The 24342-nt window shown below is 61.1% G+C and carries 18 protein-coding genes; 4 read left to right on the forward strand and 14 right to left on the reverse strand.

Going from position 1 to position 24342, the window contains the following annotated elements; translation table 11 throughout:
- Window positions 1–6: 6 nt before the first annotated feature.
- Window positions 7–507 (reverse strand): peptide-methionine (R)-S-oxide reductase MsrB, encoded by a 501-nt coding sequence (msrB, locus tag HX792_RS23365; RefSeq protein WP_176998307.1) that lies wholly within the window; start codon window positions 505–507, stop codon window positions 7–9.
- Between the two features lie 231 nt (window positions 508–738).
- Between msrB and HX792_RS23370 the strand changes: the two genes are divergently transcribed.
- Together HX792_RS23370 and HX792_RS23375 are read left to right on the forward strand one after the other, a co-directional pair.
- Window positions 739–1449, forward strand: a complete 711-nt coding sequence (locus tag HX792_RS23370) for a response regulator transcription factor (protein WP_176998308.1) — start codon at window positions 739–741, stop codon at window positions 1447–1449.
- Window positions 1446–2921, forward strand: coding sequence for a HAMP domain-containing sensor histidine kinase (locus HX792_RS23375; RefSeq protein WP_176998309.1), 1476 nt, complete (start codon window positions 1446–1448; stop codon window positions 2919–2921). The genes HX792_RS23370 and HX792_RS23375 overlap by 4 nt, the downstream gene beginning before the upstream one ends.
- On the opposite strand, the gene HX792_RS23380 is transcribed toward HX792_RS23375, so the two are convergent.
- From HX792_RS23380 to HX792_RS23395, 4 genes are all read right to left on the reverse strand, one after another.
- Window positions 2914–7404: a hypothetical protein gene (locus tag HX792_RS23380; protein ID WP_176998310.1), complete on the reverse strand. Its 4491-nt coding sequence runs from the start codon at window positions 7402–7404 to the stop codon at window positions 2914–2916. The genes HX792_RS23375 and HX792_RS23380 overlap by 8 nt on opposite strands.
- An 87-nt stretch (window positions 7405–7491) precedes the next feature.
- On the reverse strand, window positions 7492–8442 hold the full coding sequence (locus HX792_RS23385) for an alpha/beta fold hydrolase (RefSeq protein ID WP_176998311.1): 951 nt from the start codon (window positions 8440–8442) through the stop codon (window positions 7492–7494).
- Window positions 8443–8522: 80 nt separating this feature from the next.
- Window positions 8523–10778: an ATP-dependent DNA helicase gene (locus tag HX792_RS23390; RefSeq protein ID WP_176998312.1), complete on the reverse strand. Its 2256-nt coding sequence runs from the start codon at window positions 10776–10778 to the stop codon at window positions 8523–8525.
- Window positions 10775–12421: a VRR-NUC domain-containing protein gene (locus tag HX792_RS23395; protein ID WP_176998313.1), complete on the reverse strand. Its 1647-nt coding sequence runs from the start codon at window positions 12419–12421 to the stop codon at window positions 10775–10777. Before HX792_RS23395 ends, HX792_RS23390 begins: the two co-directional genes overlap by 4 nt.
- A gap of 187 nt (window positions 12422–12608) precedes the next feature.
- Here HX792_RS23395 and HX792_RS23400 point away from each other — a divergent pair, with 187 nt between their 5' ends.
- Window positions 12609–12833 carry a YgdI/YgdR family lipoprotein gene (locus tag HX792_RS23400; protein ID WP_176998314.1) on the forward strand — a complete coding sequence of 75 codons (225 nt, stop codon included), beginning with the start codon at window positions 12609–12611 and terminating at the stop codon, window positions 12831–12833.
- Window positions 12834–12883: 50 nt separating this feature from the next.
- On the opposite strand, the gene HX792_RS23405 is transcribed toward HX792_RS23400, so the two are convergent.
- Entirely contained in the window at window positions 12884–13048 is a 165-nt protein-coding gene (locus tag HX792_RS23405) for a hypothetical protein (protein WP_176998315.1), read from the reverse strand.
- Between the two features lie 191 nt (window positions 13049–13239).
- On the opposite strand from HX792_RS23405, the gene HX792_RS23410 reads away from it, so the two are divergent.
- The gene (locus tag HX792_RS23410) at window positions 13240–13509 is read left to right on the forward strand and encodes a hypothetical protein (RefSeq protein ID WP_176998316.1); all 270 of its coding nucleotides are present in this window, start codon (window positions 13240–13242) and stop codon (window positions 13507–13509) included.
- On the opposite strand, the gene HX792_RS23415 is transcribed toward HX792_RS23410, so the two are convergent.
- From HX792_RS23415 to HX792_RS23450, 8 genes are all read right to left on the reverse strand, one after another.
- Window positions 13510–14940, reverse strand: a complete 1431-nt coding sequence (locus HX792_RS23415; RefSeq protein WP_176998317.1) for a lipase — start codon at window positions 14938–14940, stop codon at window positions 13510–13512.
- A gap of 108 nt (window positions 14941–15048) precedes the next feature.
- On the reverse strand, window positions 15049–16377 hold the full coding sequence (locus HX792_RS23420) for a TolC family outer membrane protein (protein ID WP_176998318.1): 1329 nt from the start codon (window positions 16375–16377) through the stop codon (window positions 15049–15051).
- A gap of 2 nt (window positions 16378–16379) precedes the next feature.
- Window positions 16380–17693 (reverse strand): HlyD family type I secretion periplasmic adaptor subunit, encoded by a 1314-nt coding sequence (locus HX792_RS23425; protein ID WP_176998319.1) that lies wholly within the window; start codon window positions 17691–17693, stop codon window positions 16380–16382.
- A complete protein-coding gene (locus tag HX792_RS23430) occupies window positions 17690–19441 on the reverse strand; it encodes a type I secretion system permease/ATPase (protein WP_176998320.1) in 1752 nt (583 codons plus the stop codon). The genes HX792_RS23425 and HX792_RS23430 overlap by 4 nt, the downstream gene beginning before the upstream one ends.
- A 103-nt stretch (window positions 19442–19544) precedes the next feature.
- Window positions 19545–19913: a protease inhibitor Inh/omp19 family protein gene (locus HX792_RS23435; protein ID WP_176998321.1), complete on the reverse strand. Its 369-nt coding sequence runs from the start codon at window positions 19911–19913 to the stop codon at window positions 19545–19547.
- 48 nt (window positions 19914–19961) lie between these two features.
- Window positions 19962–21395, reverse strand: a complete 1434-nt coding sequence (locus HX792_RS23440) for a serralysin family metalloprotease (RefSeq protein WP_176998322.1) — start codon at window positions 21393–21395, stop codon at window positions 19962–19964.
- A gap of 367 nt (window positions 21396–21762) precedes the next feature.
- Window positions 21763–22866 carry a P1 family peptidase gene (locus HX792_RS23445; RefSeq protein ID WP_176998323.1) on the reverse strand — a complete coding sequence of 368 codons (1104 nt, stop codon included), beginning with the start codon at window positions 22864–22866 and terminating at the stop codon, window positions 21763–21765.
- Between the two features lie 9 nt (window positions 22867–22875).
- Entirely contained in the window at window positions 22876–24240 is a 1365-nt protein-coding gene (locus HX792_RS23450; RefSeq protein WP_176998324.1) for an APC family permease, read from the reverse strand.
- Window positions 24241–24342 lie beyond the last annotated feature (102 nt).

Raw genomic sequence — 24342 nt, forward strand, 5'->3', positions numbered from 1 at the left:
ATCGGCTTACGCCGCCGTGAACGTCATGGCGGCGCCATTCATGCAATAGCGCAGGCCGGTGGGTTGCGGGCCGTCGTCGAACACGTGCCCTTGGTGACCGCCGCAGCGCCGGCAGTGGATTTCCTTGCGCACCACGCCGTAGGAGGTGTCGACGTGGCTGGCGACGGCGTTGTCCAGCGGTTGCCAGAAGCTCGGCCAGCCGGTGTGGCTGTCAAACTTGGTGGTCGAGGAAAACAGCGGCAGCGCACAGCCGGCACAGGCGAAGGTGCCGGTGCGGTGTTCATCGTTGAGCTTGCTGCTGTAAGGGCGCTCGGTGCCCTCCTCGCGCAGCACGTCGAATTGCTCGGCCGTCAGCAGGCTGCGCCACTCGGCCTCGGTATGGCTCACCTCAAAGGTTTCGGCGGCTTCAGCGTCGCTGACCACGTTGAGTTGCTTGAGCAGGCCACCGGCCAGGACGGCGACACCCAGGCCGCCACCGGCCAGCAGTATTTGTCGACGTGAATACATGGCATTCCCCTCTTCGATCCATTGCGATCCCCTGTAGGAGCCGGCTTGCCGGCGATGGCGGTCTATCAGGATGATCGCTATCGCCGGCAAGCCGGCTCCTACCATTGGGCATTGGGGCCATGCTGCGGCTTTTACGGTCGCGGAATCCTCACGCAGAGTTAAACAATTCGTGATAACTACACTGTGGCAAAACCCGCACAATGCGCGGACTACACGTAAAGGTTTCTCTACATGGATCAGCCAAAACGAGTCCTGGTGGTCGAGGACGATGCCCATATTGCCGACCTGATCTGCCTGCACCTGCGGGACGAGCAGTTCGAGGTGGTGCACAGCGCCGATGGCACCGAAGGCCTGGGCCTGTTGGAGCAAGGCGGCTGGGATGCATTGATCCTCGACCTGATGCTGCCCGGCGTCGACGGCCTGGAAATCTGCCGCCGCGCCCGGGCCATGGCGCGCTACACGCCGATCATCATCACCAGCGCACGCTCCAGCGAATTGCACCGCATCCTCGGCCTGGAACTGGGCGCCGACGACTACCTGGCCAAACCGTTCTCGATGCCGGAACTGGTCGCGCGGGTCAAAGCCCTGCTGCGCCGGGTGGACGCCATGGCGCGCAACCTGAAGATGGACGCCGGCAGCCTCGACCTCGGCCAGCTGTTCATCAACCCGCTGACTCGCGATGCCACGCTGCAGGGCCAGCGCCTGGACCTGACCCCGCGTGAATTCGACCTGCTGTACTTTTTCGCCCGCCAGCCCGGCAAGGTGTTCTCGCGCATGGACCTGCTCAATGCCGTGTGGGGCTACAGCCACGAAGGCTATGAACACACGGTCAATACCCACATCAACCGCCTGCGCGCCAAGGTCGAAGTCGACCCGGCCAACCCGACACGCATCCTCACGGTGTGGGGCCGTGGCTACAAATTTGCCGAGAGCGCGCCATGAAACTCACCCTGACCCAACGCCTGTCGGTGGTGTTCGCTGTGTTGCTGGTGATTTGCAGCGGCACGTCGGCGTGGTTGCAGGTGCGCTCCAACCACATGCATGAACTGGAAGTGGTGCAAGGCCTGTCCCGCGACCTGGCGGCGCACATCGCCCGCGACACCCAATTGATGGACGCCGACGGCCTCAAGCCTGACGCCGTGCGCAACCTGTTCAGCCAACTGATGCTGGTCAACCCGAGTGTCGAGGTGTACCTGCTCGACATCGACGGCCGTGTGGTCGGTAATGCCGCGCCCAGCGGGCATTTGCTGCGTGATCGTGTCGACCTGACGCCGGTGCGCCGCTTCCTCAGCGGCGCCATGCTGCCGATCCTCGGCGACGACCCGCGCAGCGTTGATGGGCGCAAAGTGTTCAGTGCCGCACCGCTCAAGGCCAACGGGCAACAAACCGGTTTCCTCTACGTGGTGCTGCTGGGCGAAGCCCATGACGTGTACGACGCCAAGGACGCCACCGGCATGGCACTCAAGATCGCGCTGTGGTCCATCGGCCTGGTCGCGCTGCTGTGCCTGATGGCGGGCCTGATTGCGTTCGCCTGGATCACCCGGCCGCTGCGCCAGTTGACCGACAAGGTCGGCCAGTTCGATATCAACGGCGCGCCCAACCCCCCCGCGCCGCTGACGCCCGAACTCACCAGCGGCGATGAGATCGCTGTGCTCGACCACGCCTTCGTGCAGATGGAAAACCGCCTGGGCGAACAATGGCGCGCCATTACTCACCAGGACCAGGAACGCCGGGAAATGGTGGCCAACATCTCCCATGACCTGCGCACGCCCCTGGCGTCGTTGCACGGCTACCTGGAAACCCTGTCCCTCAAGGACGCCAGCCTGAGCCCCGAAGAACGCCGCCGTTACCTGGGCATCGCCCTGGACCAGAGCCGCAAGGTCGGCAGCCTCGCCCAGTCATTGCTGGAGCTGGTGCGCCTGGAACATGGCTTTGTGCAGCCGGTGATCGAAGGCTTTTCGCTGCCCGACCTGGTGCAGGACATATTCCAGAAGTTCGAACTAACGGCCGAAGCACGCAATATCACCCTCACCGCCAACCTGCCCCCCAGGGTTCCGACAGTGCTCGCCGACCTAGGGCTGATCGAGCGGGTGCTGACCAATCTGCTGGACAATGCGTTGCGGCATACGCCTTTACACGGTGACATAGCCGTAACGCTGACGCCCTTGAAGGATCGCGTTGACATCACCGTCAGTGACAGCGGTCCCGGGATCGACAGTGACCTGCGGGAAGGGCTTTTCCTGCGAGCTTTCACCATTGGCGGTGCCCGCCGGGATGGCGGGCTAGGGTTGCGCATCGTGCATCGGATTCTTCAGTTGCACGGCCAGGACATTCACCTGATGGACGCTCCTGGTCGCGGCGCAACGTTTAGATTTAGCTTGGGTATCCACAGCCCCGGCGCAGGACCTATGTGAACGTCACCGGTTTATGGGTGAACTTGAGGTACTGGGCCGGTTCACTCATCAGCGAGTACGGGTTGACGTTGACCACACGGTGTTGGGCATTGGAGAACTTCGAGCGCACCAACGCCTCCCCAGCGGAACCATGGGAAGCCCTGGCCGCGGCGAAAACCTTGTCCATGGTGGTAGAGCCGTGCGTCATTGTCACAGGCCCAACAAACGCATGAACCGGCCGTTTGATCAGGCGTTGGAACTCTTGAGCAAACGGCGTGCGCCCATTCCCCGCATAACAGATCAATAAGCGCACATTGTCATAACGACTCGGATCGATATTTTTCCCTTTGAGCTTTTCCAAAAGGTCGGAGGGTGAATGTTCGACCCCGTTCAACAGTACGCTCGAACGTTCCCCTTTTAACGTTTCCAGAATGTCCAGCTCTTTGCCATGGGCACATATGTTCAAGCGCTTGACGCCCTGTACAGTGTCTTCAAACGTATACAGTTCACCGTCGATTTGCGTGATGGCCTCCATGGTGGTGCTCATCGTGATCTGGTGACTGCCTTGCAGGTGGCGACCGAGCAGACTGACCAAAGCACTCGATGTGCCAACGACGTTGCGCAAGGCTGTCGAGGCTTTGGGAATGAAGTTGCTCAGCGGCAACCCGTAGGATCCTCCTCCCTGGACGTCGTAGGCGTACCACTGCGCAGAGGTTTCATCGTATTGCGCAATGACCTCCCGCGTTCGCGAATCAACCTGTACCGAGCCGACCGCGATATCTTCGCGCCGTGACAGGGCTTCCAGTTGCGAGGGCGTGAGCAAATGCTGCCGGTTCAACCCATGGCCTGCAGCCGATAACACGCCTAGCCGGTTGCCCATCACCAGTAAACCGTCACCCTGGGCTGCTTCCGGCGCCAGTGCTTCGGCCTCAAGGTTTCTGCTTCCCCATTTCTCCACGACGCCCTCACCCGTATCGAGCGCTTTCAACTCAGGCATGAGAAAGCCGAACACATCCAGTTCGGCGTCGGTAAACGCGCCAACCGTATCCCCTGCACGGGCTTTTTTATAGGCAGAAACAAAAGGCAGCATATTGAGCAGTGTTTCTTCCACCCGCTGCTCAAACTGTTGGTTTTTCTCGAAAAGGGTGGTGCCTTGCGCAGTCGTCTCCATTGCCTTGATGTTGGAGACCAGAAATCCTGCCACGGCAGATGCCAGCGTGGTGGTAGACGAGGAAAAATAACTGTCGGGCACCCTATCCTGATCCAGGTTTGGACGATCTGCCGGAACGTCCCCAGGAGAAACCGACAACCTGTCGATAATAACGTCCGTACTTCGGGCTCCGGCGCGAGGCGTTGTCCCCTTGAAATAGGCGTCATAATCAAGGTTCAGCGGCCAGCCAGCCTCTACGCCCTGAGTGACTCCACCTTGAAAAACCATAGGCTGTTCGTTGGCGTTACTGGGACCTAACTCAAAGGGGTCCGGCAACTCGATATTTTTTCGCAACTCCCCACGCCCGGGAAAAAGCTCATAGCAGGTGGCCGGAGACGTTCGAGTGGTTCGGATCAAGACGCCAAAGTACCCCTTTCGCACCTCGGCCTGGCTGCCATAGTCGCTGCGCGGGTTGACGAAGAGCCCCTGGCGCACCGTAAACAGTTCAGGCTTCCCGAACGCAAGATTTTTCCGATCCTCCAGAGGGAGTTGAGCGATCATGTTGCGGATATTGACCGCAATACTGTCTTCCAGGCCGCCGATGTAGCGCTGGAATTTTTCATGAAATCGCTTTTTGATATCGGGCAGTTTTTTCAACTTTTCCTTGATTGACTCAAACGGTACGTTCGAGTCTTTACAGATCCAGTTCACAGTCGGGTGTGCGAAAGCGCCTGCCATGTACAACTCAAGGATGGAATATCGTTGCGCCGTCGTGTCACTGAGCCTTTCCAGAAGCCCGAACGGCGGTATCAACAACTCGGCGATACTGAACGGGTGCTCGGACGTGACAGACAACGACTCGACATCGACCCCCTCACCCAACGCTGCCTTTAGCTCAGCCAGTGCCATGGTGCGACGTGAAGGCACCTCGGCCTGTTGCGCGTCGCTGGCCGCTAACCGCTGGCCCTGTTGAACATTGAATCGGACACGAGCTCGCTCAATGTCTTCGCTGGGGTAGGCATCGTCCGGGCGCCTGGATATGACCCCATTGATGATCCCCCAATCCACCAAAGCATCGCGCTGAGCGCTGGCTTGTGCCTGACGCTCGGTGACGGTCACCGGCTGCGTGTTGCTGAAGGCCATGACTTGCGTGAACGTCATCGCACTGGAGGAGCCTGGCGCCATCTGCTCGATACGTGCCACGGCCATGCTCAAGATCGCCCAGGGTTGTGACCCAAAGATCAGATTGGAGGGCAACTCCCTTACAAGAAATGCCGGTGCCGTTCCGGCCAGAAGTAACCTTGCGGCCGCACCGGCTTGCGAGAGGCCCACTTTGCCTTGAGCCACGAGATGTCGAGTCAGCTCTTCAAGAATTAATGCGGGTGATCTCCCCCAGTTCTTCTCCTGAGCCAAATCGTATCCGGCCACTTTATGACGCAGTACGCCTGCGTCGGGGTCGAGATCCAGCACCAGGGCGGTCATTGCCCACTGCGCGGCACGGCCTGGCGTTGACTTGCCTTGGAGGGTCGTCTCAAGTGCCTTGCCCAGTGCTTGAGCCTGAGCGCCGCTCAACATGCTTTCCAGTACGTTCTCAGGTTGGCGAGAGGCTTTGGTGCTGCCTGCAGTCGGCGCCAATGCGTCACTGACGCGGCCACTTATTTTCAGTGTCGCCAGCACCTGCGGGAGCTGGGCAACGATGTCAGCACGCTGCTGCGCACTCAACAATCCACTGCCCAGCAATGTCCAGCCATTACCGTGCGGTGCCGGGTCAGGCAGCGTGAAGGACAAGACTGCGAGTAGATTCAACAGTTGCGCCCGCGTTGTCGGCACATCAAACCCGCTGCCCTCCAGAAACTGCTTGAGGCTCACCGTTGCAGGTTTTGCGGTGCGAGCCTCCTGAGCGTAGGCAGAATGGGGGTGAATCGGCATGGATATACCAGCCAGAAGCCTTTCAGTGCTTCCTCCTGCACCCATGTCTATCGCACGCTTTACGTGCTCCAGCCCTTCGATCAGATTGAACCGATCCTGGGCTTTGCCAGCCGACAATTGCAGGTCAGCCAGCCGCCGGCTGGAGCGCGGATCAGTGTCGTCAAAGGTCCGATTGAACAACGCGGGATTGGCGCCAATGCGCTGAGCGTCCGGTTTGGCCTGCTCTTTGCTCAATGCCCGGGTGTTTTCGCCGTAGAACAGCCCCACCAATAACAACGGCGGCGCATCTTGCGGGTAGCCAATCGGAGGACGAAGGTGATTAAAGCGAGGGTTGGCAGCAATGGCAGCTCCCGCTTTCAAAATCGGTTCGGCTACTTGAGCCCAACCCGAGTCATCTTTGAGCGTGAGTGTTTGGAACTCGCCGTTGAATTCACCATACATCGTGCCGTCCCGCTTGCTGATCACCATGGTCGACAGATCAAGGCCTTTGGCGGCGGCCCACGCGAGGAAATCCGGGCTTTTGTAGGTTTCACAATAATAATGCCACCACTGACCAAAGGAAGAATGTCCTGGCACATTCGGCAAGCGTGTGCCGTAGCCCAGGATTTCTCCCCATGCCCCCTCTTGCAACAACGCGCTGTACCGCGCTGCCAGCTCCCTGTCGGCCCTGGCCTGTGCGGACTGGCTGGGGCCACCGATCATAAGGCTGTAGCGGTCATCAATACCCGCCAGCACCTGTTGCTGGGTGGCGAGCTTCTCAGGGCTACGCGCGGCATCTGTCCGCTGGGGATCCGTCGACAGATCGGAGGGAAAGCGACCTGTTTTGCTCAAGGCCCGAGCCCGTACCGGCGCCTGCTCTCTAGTCATGTGTTCAGCAGTTTCACCATAAAAATTACCCACGACTTCCAGGGGGATATCTTCAGCGGCGGATTCAAGTACGAGGGCGTCGCCAGCCCGCACGGGCGCCACGACTTTCGCCGCCTCCAGAATGGGTGGCGAAATGGCTTTCCAGCCAGGGTCCGACTCCGGCCTCAGGTAAAGTGTCTTGCCGTTAAAGGAGCCTGTCAGGAAACCACTGTGAGGCTCCAGAAGCATACTGGATGGATCCAGGCCCCGCGCTTGTGCCCAAGCGAGGAACGCCGGGTTGGCCAGTGCCTCGCGATACTGTCGCCACCATTGACCCAGTGTCGAGTAGGCAGGAACGGGTATGGGGGTGCGCTCGTACTCCTCGGCATTGTTCGACTGAGCCGTTTCCAGCGCCTTGATGTAATTCGACACAACGACTTTATCCCCAGCAGTACGGGAATAAGTGTCTTCATCCGCAGGGTCGGAGGCAGATCGAGGCGCCCGACGCAGCGTGAGGAGGGCATCGGATGGGGCCCCCATAGTGAGCACGCTGAGGGACGGCCGTTGGGAAATGAGCATGGGCAAGGTACCTTTCGAATGGACGACACTTAAGTGGCGCCATTTCTGAAAAGCGTTTGAACAGTTCGTACGTAAATGTTGCTCGTTTCAACCAGCGTCAGTTGCCAATGCCGCTCGCAGAAACCCGAGCATCAGCGCGTTGACCTGAGCGCCCTGCTCGTTCTGGATCCAGTGCCCGCAGTTGGCGAGCACGTGTTGCTCCAGCACGGGCACCGAATCGGGCATGCGCTTGATCGTATGGGCTTCAAACACGCCGACCGGGTCGCGGTCGCCGATCAGGAACAGCGTCGGTTGCAGCACCTGCCGGCCCGCCAGGGCTTCGGTGCGCTGCCAGTTGCGTTCGAAGTTGCGGTACCAGTTCAACGGGCCGCGAAAGCCGTGCTCGGTGAACGTCTGCACGTAGACGTCGAGGTCTTGCTGGCGGCACCAGTTTGGCAGCGTGGCGGGGGTTGAGACACCGTCGAGCAAGGTGGCATCGGGGGATTTCTTCTGCAAGAACACGTCCTGGTCCTGCATGAACAACCGCAGGGTGCGCTCGATGTCAGCATTCAATTCCCGTTCGGCCACGCCGGGCGCCTGGAAGTACAGGATGTAGTTGAATCGGTCGGCGTACAGCTCGCGCATGATCTCGATCACTGGCCGGCGGGCACGCCCGGCGAACGGCACCGACATCGTGATCAACCGCGTGACACGCTCGGGCTCCAGTAATGCCAGGTGCCAGGCCACAACGGCGCCCCAGTCGTGGCCGACCATCACCACCTCGCGGTGGCCGAAATGGTCCATGGCTTGCTGGATATCGCCGCACAACGTCAGCAAGTCGTAATCGGCAATCTCGGCGGGCGAACTCGACCGACCATAGCCGCGCATCTCCGGCGCGAAAACCCGGTAGCCCGCCGCCGCCAGCGCCGGTATCTGCTCGCGCCAGGAATGCCAGCATTCAGGAAAACCGTGCAGCAACCACACCGGCTGGCCGTGTTCAGGGCCGGCGATGTGTACGCTCAGCTCGATACCGTTGACGCGAAGGGTGTGCTGGCTCATGGGTTTAGCCTGGCAAAGGGTTTGCCACAGCCTGGCGCATCGGGTGGATCGAGGCCAGCATCATTGATGCCAGGAATACATCAACCGACTGCCCACCACTGCGGCAACAACTGGCGCACCCGTGGCTCGCCAAAGCGGTCATCGATCAACATCACCACGCCTTCGTCCTGCTGGCTGCGGATCACCCGGCCGGCGGCCTGCACCACCTTCTGCAGGCCCGGGTACAAATAGGTGTAGTCGTAGCCGGCGCCGAAGATGGCACCCATGCGCAGCTTCATTTGCTCATTGACCGGGTTCAGTTGCGGCAGCCCGAGGGTGGCGACAAAGGCACCAATCAAGCGCGCGCCTGGCAGGTCGATGCCTTCACCGAAGGCGCCACCGAGCACGGCAAAACCGATGCCCTGGCTGTGCTCGGTGAACTGGTCGAGGAACGCCTGACGCTCGGCCTCGGCCATGCCGCGTGATTGTTGCCACAAGGGGATTTGCGGGTGCGTTTCGGCCAATAACTGCGCCACCTGTTGCAGGTAATCAAAGCTGCTGAAAAACGCCAGGTAGTTACCGGGCGTTTTTGCGAACTGGGCGGCGATCAACGCGACGATGGGCGCCAGCGACGCCTCACGGTGTGCAAAGCGTGTGGACACTTGGTCGACAATGCGCACCGTCAGTTGCTCGGCCTTGAACGGCGACTCCACGTCGACCCACGCCGTGTCCGGCGGCAAGCCGAGCAGGTCGGCGTAGTAGTGCCGTGGGCTCAAGGTGGCGGAAAACAGCACGCTGCTGCGCGCCGCCGTCAGCCTGGGCCGCAGGAATTCAGCCGGCACCACGTTGCGCAGGCACAGGGTCGAGCTGCTGCGCTTGCCGCTGAACTGGCGCTTGCTGATATCAAAGATGAAGTGTTCGTTGAACAGCTCCGCCACCTTGGCAAATTGCAGGGCTTCGAAATAGAACGCCTGCAGGTCGCCGGTGAGGGCGTCAGGATGGTCGTTGAAGTAGTCGCCCAGGGCGCTGGTACACAGGCTCAAGGCCTGCAGGAGTTTGTCGGGCCGCGTGGCATAGGCCTGATACGGCGCCAGTTGTTCTTTGTGCAACGCGTTCCACTCGCGGTTGAGGCGTTGCAGGGGCTTTTTCAGCGCTTCGGGGGCGGTGTCACGCAGGGTCTTGAGGCTGTATTGGTCGAGGCTGGCGCTGTACATCGAGCGCGCACGTTCCACCAGGTTATGCGCCTCGTCCACCAGCACGGCAACACGCCATTGGTTGAGCTGGGCCAGGCCGAAGAGCATGGCGCCGAAGTCGAAATAGTAGTTGTAGTCAGCGACCACCAGGTCGGTCCAGCGCGCCATTTCCTGGCTCAGGTAATAGGGGCAGACGTCATGGGCCAGGGCCACCTCGCGCAGGTTGCGCTGGTCGAGCAGGCGCACTTGGGAAGCCGCCTCACGGGCAGCTGGCAGGCGATCGTAAAAGCCCTTGGCCAACGGGCAGGAATCGCCGTGACAGGCCTTGTCCAGGTGTTCGCAGGCTTTGTCCCGCGCCACCAGTTCCAGCACCCGCAGCGGCAAGTCAGGGCGGCTGTCGTACAGCACCTGCGCCGCGTCCAGGGCCAACTTGCGCCCCGGGGTCTTGGCGGTGAGGAACAGCACCTTGTCCAGTTGCTGGGGCGCCAGGGCCTTGAGCAGCGGGAAGATCGTACCGATGGTCTTGCCGATACCCGTGGGCGCCTGGGCCATCAGGCAACGGCCGGTGCTCACGGCTTTGTAGACCGATTCGGCCAGCACGCGCTGGCCGGGGCGGAACGCGGCATGGGGAAACGCCAAGGTGGTGGCTGCGCTGTTGCGTGCGTCGCGATGCTGCATTTCCTGCGTGGCCCAGTCGAGGAACAGCGCACATTGCTGATTGAAGAAGACCTCCAATTCGGCCGCCGGGTAGCGCTGGTTCAGCAGGGTCTCGCCCTCGCCGACGATGTCGAAGTACACCAGCGCCAGGTCGATGGTGTCGAGCCCCAGCTTCTGGCACATCAACCAGCCGTACACCTTGACCTGGGCCCAGTGCAGTTGCCGGTGGTTGGCGGGCTGGGCGTCGAGGTCGCCGCGATAGGTCTTCACTTCTTCCAGGCGATTGGCGTCCGGGTCGTAGCCGTCTGCCCTGCCCCGTACCTTGAGTTGCAGGTACTCGCCTTCCAGCGCCACTTCGTTCTGGTAGTGCGCACTGCGCCGCGAGGCCACGGTGCGGTGGCCGACGATACCTTCCTGGGCACTGGGCGACGGAGTAAAGCGCAGGTCCAGGTCGCCCACCTTGGCCGTGAACTCACACAGCGCTCGCACCGCCACGCTGTAGCTCAAGCGGGCTCTGCCCAGCGCACATAACACACCGTCACGGGCATCTGGTATTCGCCGCAGAATTCCAGCCAGCGCAGTTGGTTGTCTTGCAGACGGTCGCCCGGGCCCTTGACCTCGATCATGCGGTAGGTCTTTTGGGCCGGCCAGAACTGGATCAGGTCCGGCATGCCGGCGCGGTTGGCGCGAATGTCCAGCAGCAGGCGCTCGAACCAGTAGCGCAGGTGCTCGGCGGGCAGACAGGCCAGGGCTTGCTCCAGCAGTTCGTCGCTGAGCAGGTTCCAGAACACGAACGGCGACTGGATGCCCCACTTGTCGATATAGCGCTGACGGATGGTGGCCTTGTAGCGTTCATCCTGCAGTTGCTCGAAACAGGCGGCGAACAGCGCGGCGCGGCGCAGGTGGAAGTCTTCGCTGTGCAGGTCTGCCGGGCCGCGTTGGAACGGGTGGAAAAACGAACCCGGCAACGGTGCGAAAATCGCCTCCCAGCACAGCAGGCCGAACAGCGAGTTGATCAGGCCATTCTCGACATAATGCACCGGCGCGTCCGGCTCGTTCAGGTGCGCTTGCACGCAATATTCCACTGACATCAGTTCATCGGGAGGCGCCAGCGCGAGATCCAGCCGGGTAACCGCCCGGGGTTTGGCCTTGGGTAACGGTGGCTCACCCAGCTTGCGTCGCAGCCGGGGCAAAACGCGCAACAGGTGCTGCTGTTCAGCGGCGCTTTCCGGGGCCTGCTGTGCGGCACAGGCCAGGGCCATGGCCTGGGCATAGTCCTCGCGGCGCTCCAGCACGCGGATCAGCCGCGAACGCGCACCGGGATAGGCGCATTGCCGGTAAATCTGCTCGGCCAGGTCCAACTCGGCGCTGCGTTCGCAGTACTGGCCGATCTGGAACAACAGCTTGGCGCGGCGTTTTTCCAGCCAGGGGTTGTCGGTGTTCAGCGTGGCGATGTGAGCCAACACCTGGTCGAGTGCCAGCCCGGCTTCAAACGCCTGCTGACACCCGTGCAGGAACAGGTAGCCGTGCACGTCGTCACGGCTGCGCAAGCCACGGGACTCGGCGCAGAACTCGACTTTTTCGTAGGTGTAGATGCCCAGGTCGGCCAGCACGAACTCGGACCAGTCCTGATGCAGGTTGCCGAAGAACATCAGGCGCAGGCGGTCGCACAGGTCCATCACGGTGAGGCTGTACAGCGTGTCGGTGGTGTGCGGGCACCACTGGGTAAAGCTGCGAAGCTCGGTGAACTGTGCGGCCAAGGCCTCGAGCCAATCGGCCTTGTTGGCCTTGGGCTGCTCAATCCACGGCTTGAAGGCTGCCAAGACCTCGCCTTTTTGCAGCAAGGCGAACAGTGTTTCAAAGGTCAGCGGGCTGTGCTCATCCACCCAACCCAACTGCACCAGCGGTGCGGTTGCCGCGTGAGTGCAGCCGACTTCCACGTAATTGAGTTTGCTCGCCCGAAAATGCATGCCCTTGCGCATCACCATGCGCACCAATAACGCCTGGGACGCCTGGGGCAAGCTGTCAAAATGCTGAATGAAATGCTGTTCGTCAGGGGCGAGCAAATCGGCATAACGTTGCCCCAGCCAGAGCAGCACCTGGCGGAAGTTATGCAGGTAATAGAGCGGATCGTCGAGGGGATTGGCCATTTCACGGGGTATTCGGACACTGGTTATGCATACAGATTGCCGCCCCAAAGGCGTTGTTGCAATCGGTAATAGATAAGTGGCGCGCGCAACTTTTAGTTTTAAAGTGATCAGATACAAGCATTGATCGCGTAACATTTGTTGCCCGCGGCCCTCTGGTGCGGGTCTCTTCAAGGTTAAAGGTAGGGTTATGAGCATGAAGAATTTGGGTCTGCCGCTGGTTGCACTCACTTTTCTGGTTTTGGCCGGTTGCGCAACGCAAACCGTCGTGACGCTGCAAAACGGTACGCAGTACCTGACCAAGGATTTGCCCAAGACAAACACCGCTGACGGTTTCTATGAGTTCATCGACATCGCCGGCAAGCACGTGCGGGTCAAGGCGTCCGACGTCGCCACCGTCCGCAAGGAAAACTGAACATGAAAAAGCCCCGCATCTGCGGGGCTTTTTGTTGAAGCGCATCTCGATCAATACCGGTAGTACGGGTGGTAATACGGGTGATAGTAGGGATGGTAGTAGTAGGAGTGGTAGTACGGCCGGTAGCAGCATGGCCCCGGATAAGCCGGGTACACCGCACACCCGCCCAACCCCAACAACACCACGGCGCAGAGTAACAATCGAAGTCGGGACATGCTCAATTCCTCACACATGACGCGCGAAACCTCTCGCAGGTAGTCATTGAACGTGTGAGCCCCGGGTTATCCGTCGGTGCATTTACCACTGATCAGTGAAGATTTATTTACCGAAGGATTTGCCCCTCTCCCCACGTTTAACCGGTAAGCCCCTTCAACGTCGAAGGCGGCAGAACGGAGGAACGACGGCCATGGCACTCATGTCCCGAACGGTACGCGCTCTTTTACTCATTCCCCTGACCCTGGCGGCCCTGGCCAGCGCGCCGGCGTTTGCCGACACCATCATCATCCGCCAACCTCCCCGGGTAATCGTGGTGCAGCAACCGCCACCACCGGTCTATTACAGCCATTGGGGTTACGGCCCACGGCCCTATTACTACCCGCATCACTATTACGGCTACGGCTATGGCTACCCCCACCGGCCCTATTGGGGTGGCTGGCGGGGGCAGCACTGGCGTTGATCAGCCGATCACCACACCGTCGGCCCACAGGCCCCCATGACCCACGCCCACCAGCGTGACCGAGTCGTTACCAAAGGTGAGCACCGTATCCGCGCCGACCACCTTGGCGTGGTCGCGCAGGTCGGTGCTGCCTTGCACGTCCTTGAACACCAGCGTGTCGGTGGGCTGGTAGCCGATGATGCGGTCGTTGCCAAAGTGCCCGCTGAACAGGAAGGTGTTGTGGCCGCTGTTGTCGCGGATCGTGTCGTTGCCCTTGCCGCCCTCGATGAAGTCAGCGCCCTTGCCGCCCTGGATCAGGTCATTGCCGTCGCTGCCGATGATGAAGGTATTGCCCTTATGGGGCTCGGCGTTGCGGTTGAGATCCTGCACCCAGGTGTTGGCCCGCGCCGGATCGGACAGGTTGGCGACGATTACCGTGGAATCGCGGGTCATCTGGTCGTAAAACTCGGATTCCACAATACGCGTCATGCCATCGCCATAGCCGGTAGGCAAATGGGAAATCCAGGTGGGCAGGTTGACGATGGAAAATGGCAGCACATTCCACAAGGTCGACGCGTAATGGTCGTTGAAGCTGACGATGTTGTCGGTGGTCGACTCGTGGGGTTTGTCGTGCACGCCCAGCGACGACAGGTTGAACGATGAGCCATCCAGCGCACGGAACACCGGGTCGTTTTCATAACCGATATTGAGCACCTTGTCCCCGGCACTCTGGGTCGGCGAGGCATAGGCGACGTAGTTGGCATCCTTGTAGAACCCCGACCACTTGTTGTTGCTCAAGTCGGCCATGCTGTTGACGGCCAATCCGCCCAGGCTGTGGCCGCTGACGACTACGTCCTTGCCGCTCAGGCCGTGGGCGCTGGCATAGTCAGCGACGTTCTTGAGCAAGTTGCCAAACGCCTCGCCGCTGTAGTTCTTGGCGTAATCCTTGGGCCCCAGCGCCGCCAGCAGGTCACTGACCAGGTCACCGATGGAATCGCTGATCAAGGTTTCCCGTGGGCCCGAGGTGCCACGAAAGCCGATGCCGATTTCCAGCAGCTTGCCGGCGTCATCGTACTTGCCCAGCACCTCGACTTGCGCGGTGGTGTAGCCAGCCTTTTCACCGAAGAACGTGCCTCGCGCATCCACCTTGCCGGTGTAACCCAGGGTGCTCGCACTGATCGGCGTCCAACCGGCTTTTTGCACGGCTTCCAACGCAGCTTTTTCCGAGTCCGGGTTCCAGGGAATGCCCGGGATCACCCCCTGGGAATCGGTACTGCCCAGCAGCGCACCGACCAAGGTGGCCGGCAAGCCGAGCCCCAGGCCGTTGTGCTGGTAGCCCACGGCAAAGCCGTTATCCAGGTTGTGGTAGGAATACAGCGTGATCGCCATGGCATCGGCAAACAACGCTTTGGAGCCCTCGGAGCCGAGGTTTTTATAGTCGAAGATTCCCATCGCAGCGCCTCTTTTTGTTGTTGTACAAACCCCACTGTGGGCGCCGGCTTGCTGGCGATTGCGGCGTGCGGGACACCCTATCGCCGGCAAGCCGGCTCCTACGGAACATCAATGGCCGAAGGCTTCGTCCACCTTGGCCAGGTCGGTGTCGCGCAAGTTGCCGGCGTAGTAATGCAATTTGGTCCAGGCCATCAGGTAGTCGTAACGCGCCTGGGCCAGGTCGCGACGGGTGCTGTAGAGCTGCTGTTCGGCGTTCAACGCATCGAGGTTGACCCGCTCGCCACCGAGGATGCTTTGCTTGGTCGACACCACCAACGCTTCGGCCGAGGCCAGGGCCTTCTGATAGGCGCGCAACTTGCTGACGCCCGACAGACAGGCGCTGAACTGGCGGCGCAGTTCGATCAGGGTTTCGCGGGTCTTGCCTTCCAGCTCGTACTCGGCCTGCTCCATGGCGCGGCTGGCCTGGCGCGTCGAAGCGGAAACGCCGCCACCGGCATACAACGGCATGCTGACTTCCACGCCGATGGTGTTGGTGTCGTAGCGTTGGTTGTAGGTGTTGCCGCTGTCGGATTCCTGCTGGCGTGAGCTGGCATACGCAGTGATCTTGGGCAAATGCCCGGCGCGGTTACGCTCCACCTCGTAATGCGCCACCTCCACCGCTTGGCGCTGGGAAGCCAGCGTCGGGTTATTACTGAGCGCCAGCTCGTGCCAGCTGTCGTAGTTGGCCGGTGCCAGGGCGAACGCGGCAAAGCTCGGGTTGAGCGGCGCCAGGTCCTGGATATTCACGCTTTGCACACCGATCAACGCGCCCAGCTCGCGCAGCGATGCATCCTGTTCATCCAGGGCCTGGATCTCTTCGGCGGTGGCCAGTTCATAGCGAGACTCTGCTTCCAGAATGTCGGTGCGGGTACCCTCGCCCTGCTGGAACAGGTGACGGTTCTGCTGGAACTGCTGCTCGAAGGCCTTCTTCTTGGCGCGGGCGATGTCGATCTGGTCCTGGGCAAACAGCGCCTGGGTGTAATAGGTCAGCACTCGCACCAACAGCGCCTGGCTCTTGTCGCGAAAGCTTTCGTCGGCAAACAGCGCCTGGGCTACGCCTTTGCGGTAGTTGGCGTAGGCTTCGTAGTCGAACAACGGCTGCTGCAGGCTGAACGTGGACCCGTAGCTGCTGTAGTTGCGGTCATCGTGGTAATTGCCGCCGCGCCCGTCGGGCAAGGTGGCCTGGGAGTTATTGCGGCCTTTGTTGTAGTTGTAGGACAGCTTGGGCAGCAGGCCGGCCCGGCCGATTGTGCGGTTTTCCAGGCCGGCATCGCGCTCCTTGATGGCACCGAGGAACACCGGGTCGTTGCGCAAGGCTTGCTCGTACACATCAAACGGCCCCATGGCCGCCTCGGCGCTGGAGCACAGAAGCAATAAGGCGAAGAACACAGGTTTCATGCTCATTCCTCGGTCAACGCAGAACCGGCGCGATCGAGCAGCGGCTTGAACAGGTAATTGAGCAGCGAACGCTCGCCGGTGCGCACAAACATCTCGGCGGGCATGCCCGGCTTGATCACCAGGCCGTGGAGTTTCTCCAACGCGGCCTCGCTGACGGTGGTGCGCAATACGTAATACGGCGCACCGGTTTTTTCATCGAGCATCTGGTCGGCAGAGATCAGGCTCACCTCCCCCGGCACGCGCGGTGTACGGCTCTGGTTGAAGGCGGTGAACAGAATGTCCACCGGCAAGTGGGTGCCCACCTTGTCCACCAGGTGCACCGGCAAATGCCCTTCCACTTCCAGGCGTGTGCCCTGGGGCACGATTTCAAGCAAGGTTTCGCCCGCGCGCACCACGGCGCCTTCGGTGTGCACACCCAGGTTGACCGCAATGCCGTCGGCCGGTGCATTGATCTCGCTGTGTTGCAGGTCGAAGCCGGCCGAGGTCAGTTGCTGCTCCAGGGTCAGGCTGCGCAATTGCGCGTCGGCCAGTTGGCTGCGCACGTCCTTCTGGTACTCCTCGCTGTGTTGCTGCAGCTTGAGGCGCGATTCAACTATGCCCTGCTCCACGCGGCCGCTTTCGCCGGTGTTCTGTGCGAGATCCTGTTGCACCTGGGACAGCTGGCGCTGGTATTCCATCAAGCGGTTGCGCGGGATGTAGCCGTTGTCGGCCAAAGGTTGCAGGTTGCTCAGTTGATCGCGCAGGGATTGGGCCTGGGCGGTCAGGTCGCTGCGCGCACGGCGCATGCCGCCCAGTTGCGCGGTGGCACCGTCGATGTTTGCGCGAATGCCGGCCTGCTCGCGGGCAAATGCCTCGCGACGGCTGCTGAACAGTTGGCGCTGGCCTTCCAGCACCAGCGCCAGCGCCGGGTCGGGGTCGCTACTCAACTCGGCGGGAAAGGTAATGCTGGCACGGTTGTCGCGCTCGCTCTGCCAACGGGCGACGCTGGCCCAGGCCATGCGGTATTGGGCCTGCAGCGATTGCACGTCGGCCTGGTTCTGGGTCTGGTCGAGCCGGAACAGCGGCTGGCCCTGCTTCACCGCTTCGCCTTCGCGCACCAGGATCCGGCTGACCACGCCAGGGCTGAGGGTTTGCACGGCCTTGCGCTTGCCCGAGACCACCACCGTGCCCTGCACCGGAATGCCCTGGTCCAACGGTGCCAGGCTGGCCCACAAAAAGAAGCCACCCGCACCGACCACGGTCAGCAGCCAGCCCATGCGGACAAAAAAGCGTGCGTCGCGTTGTTCAAAACGCGGTTCAACAGTAAGGCTGCTCATGCGCCGGGGTTCCTTGCGGCTTGATACTGACGGCTGAGGCTTACGCCAGCCTTTTCCCGTGGGGGTTCCTGCTGGCCGGACAAGGCGCGCAGCACCTCCTGGCTCGGCCCAAACGCCTGCAGGCGCCCTTCGTTAAGCACCAGCAACTTGTCGGCCTGGGCCAACGCCGAAGAGCGATGGGTGACCAGCACCACGCTGCTGCCCTGGGCTTTCATCTGCACGATGGCGCTGGCCAGGGCGGCTTCGCCGACGGTGTCGAGGTTGGAGTTGGGTTCGTCCAGCACGATCAGGCGCGGCGCGCCGTACAGGGCACGGGCGAGTGCCACCCGTTGTTTCTGGCCGCCCGACAGGCCGCCACCGTTGTCCCCCAACACGGTGTCGTAGCCCTGGGGCAAGCGCAGGATCAGCTCATGCACCCCGGCTTGTTGAGCCGCCTTGACCACCTGCTCGGGGTCGGCGTCGCGAAAGCGCGCAATGTTGTCTGCGATGCTGCCGCTGAACAGTTCGATGTCCTGGGGCAAGTAACCAATGTGCGGGCCGAGGTCGTCACGGTCCCAACGGTGGATGTCGGCACCGTCCAGGCGCACGATGCCCGCCAGGGTCGGCCACACACCTACCAACACGCGGGCCAGGGTGGACTTGCCCGAACCCGAGGCGCCGAGCACACCCAGCACTTCACCGGCCCCCAAGTTGAAGCTGACTTGCTGCAAGGTCGCCACGCGCCGCCCGGGCGGCCCGGCACTGACCTGCTCGAAACTCACCTGCCCCTTGGGCGCCGGCAACGCCATCTGTTCACCTTCCGGGGGAAACTCGCGCAACAGGTCATCCAGGCGCTGGTAGGCCAGCTTTGCCGAACTCCATTGCTTCCACACCGCGATCAACTGGTCGATGGGGCTGAGCACGCGCCCCATCAGGATCGAACCGGCGATCATCATCCCGGCGGTCATGTCGCCCTTGATTACCAGCAGCGCGCCCAGGCCAAGCACCAACGATTGCAGGCACAGGCGCAAGGATTTGCTCAGCGAGGTGATCACCGAGCCGGTATCGCTGGCCCGGTTCTGCAAGCCGAGGAATTGCGAATGCACGGCAAACCAGCGTTTGCGCAACGCACCGAGCATGCCCATGGCCTGGATCGTCTCGGCGTTGTGCAAATGGCTGGTGGCCAGTTGCGTGGACTGCTGGGAGAAGCCACTGGCCTCCCCCAACGGTTTCTTGGTCATGTATTCATTGAGGCACGCCAGGCCGATCAGCAGCACGGCGCCCGCCGTGGCCAATACGCCCAGCCACACGTTGAACAGGAAAATCACGAACAGGTAGATGGGAAACCACGGCGCGTCGAAGAACGCGAACAGCGCAGGCCCGGTGATGAACTGGCGCAAGTGGGTCAGGTCGCCCAGGGATTGCCCGGCATGCCCCTGGCCGCGTTGCAGGTTGCGCTCGAACGCGGCTTTGTAGACGCGCAAGTTGAAACGCCGCTCCAACTGGCTGCCGATACGGATCACGATAAAACTGCGGATGACTTCCAGGGTGCCAATAAAGGCAAAGAAGCCCACGACCATCAACGTCAACATCACCAGGGTGGTTTCATTCTGGGAGGACAGTACGCGGTCATACACTTGCAGCATGTAAATCGACGGTACCAGCATCAACAGGTTAATCAATGCGGTGAAACAGCCAATGCTGATCAAAATGCTCTTGTATTCACCCAGCGCCTTGAACAAGGGCGCAACGGCATGGGGCTTGGCCATATGTTTTGATCTTCCTTGAACCTAATTGCGCGCAATAGTTGCCCACCCCCGAAACAGGGGACAGCCAACTAATAAAATCAAGTTATATGTTTATAACGAACAACTAAGGCGTGCGCTGCAATATCAGGAGGGTGCCCGACGGAGTGCGCCCTTGGTATTCGCCTTCTTTCTGGCGGTTCAAATGGGTAATGCCGGTGCCTTCGGCATTCATCAGCCAGATCCCATCCGGCGTCGGTGACCAGCTCAGGGGCTTGTCGCCCAGCCATTGGGTTGCACAGGCCACATCGCCGCCCAGGGCGTTGGCCTGCTCCAAGAGGTCAAGGGCACAGACCTGGTCCTGCTGCTTCAACGCCCAGTGCCCGGCCAATTGCGCGGTGGTGGGTAAAACGAGACTGCTCGCCATTGCGTGGGCTCCTGCCGACACGAACAACACCTGTGAAACACAGGCGATCAAATGAGAAAAACGTGGCATTTCCAGCTCCTTCCCAGTGCGCGGCGCCGAGGCGCCGCGCGCTTTACATCACGCCACGATATCGCTGACGGCTGCCTGGCCGACGGTGGTGACGAGGAAATCCGCCACACCGTGACCCGAGAAGTCGACTGCCAATGTACCCAGGTTGGTACCTGCCGCGTAGGTCAGTACAGCATCCCCTGCGTGCCCGGTAAACGCATTGACGAAGGTCAGGCCTGCACCTTTGGTAATGCCGGACAGGTCGATCTTGTCCGAACCCGAGGTGAAGTCAAAGATCTTGTCCGACGCCCCAGGCTTGGAGTCCGAGCTGGCCCCGTAGACGAAGGTGTCGTTGCCGGCACCGCCCCACAGTTGGTCCGCACCGCCACCGCCATAGATGATGTCGTTGCCGGCGCCGCCCTTGATGACGTTCGCCGCATTGTTGCCGATGATCAGGTCATTGCCCGAACCGCCGAAGGCGTTCTCGATGGTGACGCCCTTGGCGATGGACACGTTGCCCACCAGGCCGCCAACGTCGGAGAACGAGGCCTCATTGAGGTTGATCTTCTGGTTCTGGGTGAAACCGGAGAAGTCCAGGGTGTCGTTGCCACCGCCGTCCCAAACCGAGAACACCAGCTTGTCGGCGTTGGACGTAGCGCTGTAGAAATCACGCCCGGTGTTGGAGTTGAACCCGTAGGTGGTGTCACCGGCGCGGGTGCTGTAGTTGGCGCCGTAGAGCTTCTGGATCGCGGCAATGTCGTCGATCAGCGGGCCCGAAGCGTAAGCCTCGACGCCGCCTTTGCTGAAGTTCTGGTTGGTGTTGCTCTCGCTCCAGTAACTCATGACGCTGTAGCCGCGCGTGTCCTGTCCATAGGTCGCGTCGTTGTAGGTCGGGTTACCGTTCCCGGCGTTGTAGTCGCCAGGGTGGGCCAGGCCCAGGGTGTGGCCGATTTCGTGGGTCAGGGTCTGCCGGCCGTAGTTGTTGAGGTCCGGCGTCTTGTTCGGCGTGTAGCTGCTGTTGGTCAGGTACCACGAAGTGCCGTCGTAGCCTGCGCCGGTGCCGGGTAGGTAAGCGAAGGCGGCTGCGCCGTCCTGGCCACCGCTGTAGTTGCCGAAAGTCATATGTGCGTCGCCGCCGGTGGCCTTCTCGGTGAAGGTCACGTTGGCCACGTCCGACCAGGATTGCATGGCCAGTGCGGCCTGTGCTTTCTGCTGGGCGTTGAACTGGCTGAACCCGGAGATGCCATGTTTGTTCATGGTGCTCGAGGAAGCCGAGGTGAGGAAGGTGTAGGTCAGGTCGATCTTGCCGTTGCCATCAACGTCCCGGTACGCGGCGCCGTCCCGCAGCAGCTGGGTGGCTGCCTGGTCCACGGAGTAGGACGGTTTGCCATTGACCGTGAGGTTACCGCCACGGTCGTACAGATGGCTGAAGCTATCGATTTGCGAGTACGCGGTGCTGGCTTGCGCGGCAGATACAATAGCTTTGTCTTTTACTTTTGACATAAACGTACTTCCTTGTTTGCAAGTGCATCAGTCTTTGTTCGATAGGAACCCCGCGGGCGAGATCGTCCTATCACTCGCCTCTTTTGAAGGCGTAAGAAAACTGACACAACTTGAAATCATTCGTCTACATCTATTTCCGGCTTAAAAAACTGGCCAACTAATACCTCTCGCAATTCAAATCCAGTATTTGCTGGGCGCACTTGATTTTGTCCGACAAAAAACATCCACCCCTTATTTAAATATTAAATACCGCTAAAGCCGCGCCACTCTAATGGCGGCGTTAATTAATGGATCCAATATATTGTCACGGTGTCATTGGCAACATTAAAGAGCCACTAGTTATCATAATAATGAGAGTTGCCCCCTATTACCGGGACACACTCCAGCCCGTTGTGCGCAATGCCTCTAATAAAGTCTCGGCTTTCAAGCCCGGCACCGTCACACCGTCGTCAGTGAGCATGTCTTCCCCGGCCAGGACGGCATTGATGATCGCCTCCTCCACGGCCTCGGCGGCGGCGCTGAACAGCGGGGAAATGTGGTCGTTGTTGACCATCTGCAGTTCGGTACTCAGGGGCAAATCCTTGCGCCCGTAATCGGCAGGCGGCAATGCCGTATTGCCGGTGGCGAACGCCAGGAACAGATCGCCGCTGGAATCCTCGGTGCCGCCACCTGTGCGCGCAATGCCGATGGACGCGCGCTGGGCCAGGCGCTTGCATTGGTGAGGCAGCAACGGTGCGTCAGTGGCGATGATCACCACAATCGAGCCCATGCCTGGCGTGCCACGCTCCGCGAACGGCGACGGGATGTCCATCAACCTGCGCCCCACCGGGTAGCCATCCACCCGCAGCTCCTGGCGCTTGCCATGGTTGGCCTGCACCAGCACGCCGACGGTCCAGCCGCCCTGCTCGGTCGTCAGGCGCCGCGATGCCGTGCCGATGCCGCCCTTGAATTCGTGGCAGATCATGCCGGTGCCACCGCCCACCGCGCCTTCCTGCACCGGGCCGCCTTCGGCACTCTCCAGGGCTTGGCGCACATGGTCGGGTTTGACGTGCTGACCCCAGATGTCATTGAGCAGGCCGTCGTAGGTTTCCATCACCACCGGCATGCACCAGTACACCGCCGGGTCCGCCAGGCGCTCACGCTCCAGGGCGATCAGGGCGTCGCGCACGATGCCGATGCTGTGGGTGTTGGTGATGGCCAGCGGCGAGGTCAACAGGCCCGCCTCGCTGATCCATTCCAGGCCCGTGGCATCGCCGTTGCCATTGAGCACGTGGTACCCGGCAAAACAGGGTTGCTGCCGCGCCTCCCCGGCACGCGGCTGCACCACCGTCACCCCGGTGCGCACGTGCTTGCCGTCGACACGCGTCTTGAGGGTGCTGTGACCGACCCGAACCCCCGGAACATCGGTGATGGCATTCAATTCGCCGGGCGTACCCAGCCCCAAGGTGATGCCCAATTGACGTGCGCGCATAACCACTCCTTACAATTTCTGAAACGCCGGACTCAACCGGCCACTGATGCAATACAGAATCACCGACAGGGCCAGCAAGCCGATGATGATCATGATGTCGCGTACCGACGCCGCCACCACCAGGGTCACCAGCAGGTAGCCCGCGCCCAGCACTGCCAGCAACGCGGGAACCGGCCACAGCGGCATGCGATAGGGATGCTCGCGATCGCGCAGCAATACCCGGCTCATCAAGGCGCTCAACGCCACCACCAGGTACACCAGCATGATCAGCAATACGCTGAACGAGGTGAGGTCCGCCAGGTTGGAGCTGAAACTCAACAGAGCCGAGGGGATCGCCAGGAACAGCGTAGCCAACCACGGCGAATCCCAGCGCGGGTGAATACGGGTAAACAGCTTGTTGATGCCTGGCGTCCACAGCGCATCGCGGCCACTGCTGAACACCACGCGGCCGATCTGGATGACGATGGCGACAATCGCATTGAACACCGACAGGAAGATCCCGGCGCTGACCAGGCGTGACAGGGTTTCGTTGCCGTGGCTGGTGAGCAGGTAGCCGATGGGGTCGGGGCTGCTGATCATCGCACTCAGGGACGGCGCGCCGATCAGCAGCGCGGTGATCGGCACCAGTTCGATCACCACCACCAGCCCCAACGACCACAACACGGCTTTGTGCACGCCTTTGCCGCCACATTTCATGTCTTCGGCCAGCAGCACGGCCGGGCCGTAGCCATTGAACGAGAACAGGCCGATGCCCACGGCACCGATGACCAAGGCCCAGGGCGCCAGGTGCAGCACGCCGTTTTCGACGATCTGCGGCTGGAACAACACGCTGGCTGGCTGCACCGGGTTGCCGAAACCGAGAAACACGATCACCAACAGCGCCGCCACTTCAAGCAACAGGCAGGTGCCGGTGATCCAGGCATTGAGCTTGATATTGAGGATGCCCAAGGCGTAGCTGCACACCACGATGACCAGGGCGACGGTTTGTGAATCGAATTTTGTGCCCAGGGCGTTGTTCAAGTAAGTCGCCGCCCCGGTGGCCAATACCGGGGGAATAAACAGCAGCATCACCAGCACCGTCAAAAACGTCGCATACCCGGCCATGCCGCCAAACACGCGCTTGGCGTACACGTATTCACCGCCTGCGCTGTTATGGGCCCGACCCAGCTCCGCGTAGCAAAAGGCAAACATCAGCGCGAGCACGGCGGCCATCACAAAGGCCAGGAACACACCGCTGCCGGCCTGCTGGATGGCAAAGGGCGCAATCACGAATACGGAACTGGCCGGGGTCACCGCCGAAACGGTAATGGCGACCACGTCGAAGACACTCAAGGTGGGTTTCAGCACGCCGTCTGGCGTGGGGGAAGTGCTCATATCGTTATCCTCTGTCGTTGTTTTTGGTGTGAGGCAGAAACGAAACGTCTGAATGTCGCGGGATATGTTTCCCGCTGAATGATGGCAACCTTAAACAGGGTG

Source organism: Pseudomonas sp. B6002 (assembly GCF_013385985.1).
Classification (GTDB): domain Bacteria; phylum Pseudomonadota; class Gammaproteobacteria; order Pseudomonadales; family Pseudomonadaceae; genus Aquipseudomonas.